This is a genomic window from Mycobacterium sp. (assembly GCF_035499775.1).
Lineage (GTDB): Bacteria > Actinomycetota > Actinomycetes > Mycobacteriales > Mycobacteriaceae > Mycobacterium.
The window spans coordinates 1-3,748 of record NZ_DATJYB010000253.1; the positions used below are offsets into that span (position 1 = coordinate 1).

The following is a 3,748-nucleotide window of genomic DNA, read 5'->3' on the forward strand; positions in this document are numbered from 1 at the left end:
CATAGACCCGACCGAAGTCGCCGAGATGGTCAGCGCTCATCCCACCCTGGCCCGTGCGGTGGTCAACCTGCACCGGCGCTACCGGCTCACCACCGCGCAGCTGGCAGCGGCCACCGAGGACCGGTTTTTCGACGGCAGCAGTGGCAGCGGGTCCATCACCATGCCGCACGAAGAGGTGCGCGACTACTTCTACGAGCGGCAGAACTACCTGCACGAGCTGGACACCGCGGCCGAAGACCTCACGGTGCAGATGCGCCTGCACCACGGCGACTTGGCCCGCGAGTTGACCCGCCGGCTCACCGAAGTGCACGGAGTGCGCATCACCAGGCGCATCGATCTGGGTGACAGCGTGTTGCACCACTACGACCTGGCGACCAACACGCTGGAGATCAGCAACCACCTCAGCTCGGGCCAGCAAGTGTTCAAGATGGCCGCGGAGTTGGCGTATCTGGAGTTCGGCGATCTGATCGACAGCATGGTCGAGGAAGGCAAGTTCACCAGCGACGAGTCGCGCACCCTGCTGCGGCTCGGGCTGGCCAACTACTTCGCGGCGGCTGCGGTGCTGCCCTACCGCCAGTTCCACGACGTGGCCGAGAATTTCCGCTACGACGTCGAGCGGCTGTCGGCGTTCTACTCGGTGAGCTACGAGACCATCGCGCACCGGCTGTCCACCCTGCAGCGCCCGTCGATGCGCGGCGTGCCGTTCTCGTTCGTCCGGGTCGACCGGGCCGGCAACATGTCAAAACGGCAGTCCGCCACCGGTTTTCACTTCTCCTCCAGCGGCGGCACCTGCCCGTTGTGGAACGTGTACGAAACCTTCGCCAACCCGGGCAAGATCCTGGTCCAGATCGCCCAGATGCCCGACGGCCGCAACTACATGTGGGTGGCCCGCACCGTGGAGCGCCGCGCCGCCCGGTATGGTCAGCCCGGTAAAACCTTCGCGATCGGGCTGGGCTGCGAACTTCGGCATGCCCACCGGCTCGTCTACTCGGAAGGACTCGACGTCTCGGGGGATCCAGGAAAGATGGCGACACCGATCGGCGCGGGTTGCCGCGTCTGCGAACGTGACAACTGTCCGCAGCGGGCGTTCCCCGCGTTGGGGCGCGCACTCGATCTCGACGAACACCGCAGCACCGTGTCGCCCTACCTGGTGAAGCAACCGTGACCGGGCGCATCCCCTCCGGCGGCTTCCGCCAACTCGGGCCGGTCAACTGGGTGCTGGCAAAGCTGGCCGCGCGCAAGGTGGGCGCGCCGGAGATGCATCTGTTCACCACGTTGGGACAACGCCAGGTGCTGTTCTGGACCTGGTCGCTGTATGGCGGCCGCCTGTTGCGTGGACGGCTCCCGGGAATCGACACCGAGCTGGTGATCCTGCGGGTCGCGCATCTGCGTTCCTGCGAATACGAGCTGCAGCATCACCGCAACATGGCGCGCCAGCGCGGCCTGGACGCGGACCTGCAGGCCACGATTTTCGCGTGGCCCGACGTCTCGGCAGAGGCCCTCGGCAGCCTCAGCCCCCGGCAGCAGGCACTCCTGGCGGCCACCGACGAGTTCGTCAAAGACCGCACCATCTCTGACGCCACCTGGCATCAGCTGGCCACCCACCTGGATCGGCCACGGCTGATCGAATTCTGCATGCTGGCAAGCCAATACGACGGCCTGGCCGCGACGATGAACGCCCTGGACATCCCGCTGGACAACCCGCGGAGTTCGTGAGCTACACGTAGATATTGACCAGCACCGCCAACGCCAGCAGCACCGGGAGTATCGGCAGGCCGAACGCGAACGCCGCGCCGAAGTACTTGCGCCGCCAGCGCATAAGCAGGCCCACCAATACCGCGCCGACCGCCAGCGCTCCCGAGAGCAGCAGCACCGCCAGGCTCCATTGGCGCACCGTGGTCAGGTCATCGCCGATCCAAATCGCCGTCAACCACAGGACGTAGCCGGCGACCAGGCCGGCGACGGCGCCCACGGTCGTCGCGTAGGATCGGCCGGCCATCAGAAGTTGATCATGTGGCCGATGAGGCCGTGGAAGCACTCTTGCAGAGCCTCCGACATCGTCGGATGGGTGTGCACGTTGCGCGCCAGTTCGGTGGCGGTGAGGTCCCACTTCTGCGCCAGGGTCAGTTCGGGCAGCAGTTCGGACACGTCGTGGCCGACCAGGTGGCCACCCAGCAGTTCGAAGTACTTGGCGTCGGCGATCAGCTTGACGAAACCACTGGGGTCACCCACGCCGTGCGCCTTGGCGTTGGCGGTGAACGGGAACTTGGCCACCACGACGTCGTAACCTTCGTCCCGGGCCTGCTCCTCGGTGAGCCCGAAGCTGGCCACATTCGGCTGGCAGAACGTCGCTCGCGGCATCATGCGGTAATCGCCGAGCGCCAAAGTCTCTGCGCCGGCGATGGTTTCGGCCGCCACCACACCCTGGGCCTCGGCCACGTGGGCCAGCTGCAGCTTGCCGGTGACATCGCCGATGGCGTAGATGTGCGGCACAGAAGTCTGCATGTAGTCGGTGATCCCGATGGCCTTGCGATCGGTCAGCTCGACCCCGGCCTTGTCCAGCCCGAAACCTTCGACGTTGGGCGCAAACCCGATGGCCTGCAACACCTTCTCGGTCTTGATCTCCTCGGACTTGCCGTCCTTGCTGACCACCACGGTGACCCCGGAGCCATCGTCGGTGATGGAGTCGACCTTGGTGCCGGTGAGGACCTTGACGCCCAGCTTCTTGAATGCCTTCTCGATCTCCTTGGACGCGTCGGCGTCTTCGTTGGGCAGCGCGCGCGGCAGGAACTCAACGATCGTCACGTCGACGCCGTAGTTCTTCAGCACGTAGCCGAACTCCATGCCGATGGCCCCGGCCCCGGCGATCACGATCGAGCGCGGCAACTCCCGGGACAGGATCTGTTCCTCGTAGGTCACCACGTTCTCCGACAGCGAGGTGCCCGGCACCAGCCGGGTGCTGCTTCCGGTGGCGATGATCGCGTTGTCGAACGTGACCGTTTCGGTGCCACCGTCGTTCAGCTCGACCGACAACGTGTTGGCATCGGTGAACCTGCCGTAGCCGTGGATCTCGGTGATCTTGTTCTTCTTCATCAGGAAGTGCACACCGGCCACGCGGCCCTCGGCGACTTTGCGGCTGCGGTCGAAGGCCACCCCGTAGTCGAAGGTCGCCTCACCGCTGATGCCGAAAACCTTGGCTTCCTTGGTGAAGATGTGGGCGAGTTCGGCATTGCGCAGCAGCGCCTTAGACGGGATGCAGCCGACGTTCAAGCAGACGCCGCCCCAGTATTTGGGTTCGACGACTGCAGTGTTCAAACCGAGTTGCGCGGCACGGATGGCCGCCACATATCCGCCGGGACCGGCCCCGAGGACGACGACGTCATAGTGGGTCACGGGCACTACCCTAGTGGTACGGAACGACGCTGAGCAGACAATGGCCGGTCCTTTCGCAGTAGTAATAGCCGTACAGCGGCGCGGCGGCGGCAAGTGAGGCAAACGGCCCCGACATCGCCGCGAAAGACAGGGCGGTGATCAGCGCTCGGCCCTGGACCATCGCCAGCAGCACTCCGGCCACCGAGCACGCGACGACGTAGACCAGGACCAGGTACACCGGCCAGGTCTTGTCGACGGCGTGAAACCACCAATAGAACAGACCCAGCCCGATCTGCGCGGCGGCGACCCACGCGCCGAGCAGCACCAGAACCAGTTGCCACCACTTCAGATACTGGTAGCGCCCGGGCACCGTAAC

General features: G+C 65.4%; 4 protein-coding genes and 1 pseudogene. 2 read left to right on the forward strand and 3 right to left on the reverse strand.

Annotated elements, in window-relative coordinates; translation table 11 throughout:
• Window positions 1–1,165, forward strand: a 1,165-nt coding sequence (locus tag VML93_RS16660) for a short-chain fatty acyl-CoA regulator family protein (RefSeq protein WP_325612292.1), incomplete at its 5' end; no start/stop codon positions are given.
• A complete protein-coding gene (locus VML93_RS16665; protein WP_325612294.1) occupies window positions 1,162–1,716 on the forward strand; it encodes a carboxymuconolactone decarboxylase family protein in 555 nt (184 codons plus the stop codon). The genes VML93_RS16660 and VML93_RS16665, both read left to right, overlap by 4 nt.
• A 1-nt stretch (window position 1,717) precedes the next feature.
• Here VML93_RS16665 and VML93_RS16670 read toward each other — a convergent pair whose 3' ends face one another.
• From VML93_RS16670 to VML93_RS16680, 3 genes and pseudogenes are all read right to left on the reverse strand, one after another.
• Window positions 1,718–1,999: a hypothetical protein gene (locus tag VML93_RS16670; protein ID WP_325612296.1), complete on the reverse strand. Its 282-nt coding sequence runs from the start codon at window positions 1,997–1,999 to the stop codon at window positions 1,718–1,720.
• Complete coding sequence (lpdA, locus tag VML93_RS16675; protein ID WP_325612298.1) at window positions 1,999–3,393, reverse strand: dihydrolipoyl dehydrogenase; 1,395 nt, start codon at window positions 3,391–3,393, stop codon at window positions 1,999–2,001. Before lpdA ends, VML93_RS16670 begins: the two co-directional genes overlap by 1 nt.
• A gap of 10 nt (window positions 3,394–3,403) precedes the next feature.
• Window positions 3,404–3,748 (reverse strand): annotated as a pseudogene (locus VML93_RS16680) (hypothetical protein); the annotation flags it as partial.

Excerpts from the sequence above, each read along its gene's own strand:
- VML93_RS16670 (WP_325612296.1), bottom strand. The coding sequence starts at position 1,999 with ATGGCCGGCCGATCCTACGCGACGACCGTGGGCGCCGTCGCCGGCCTG.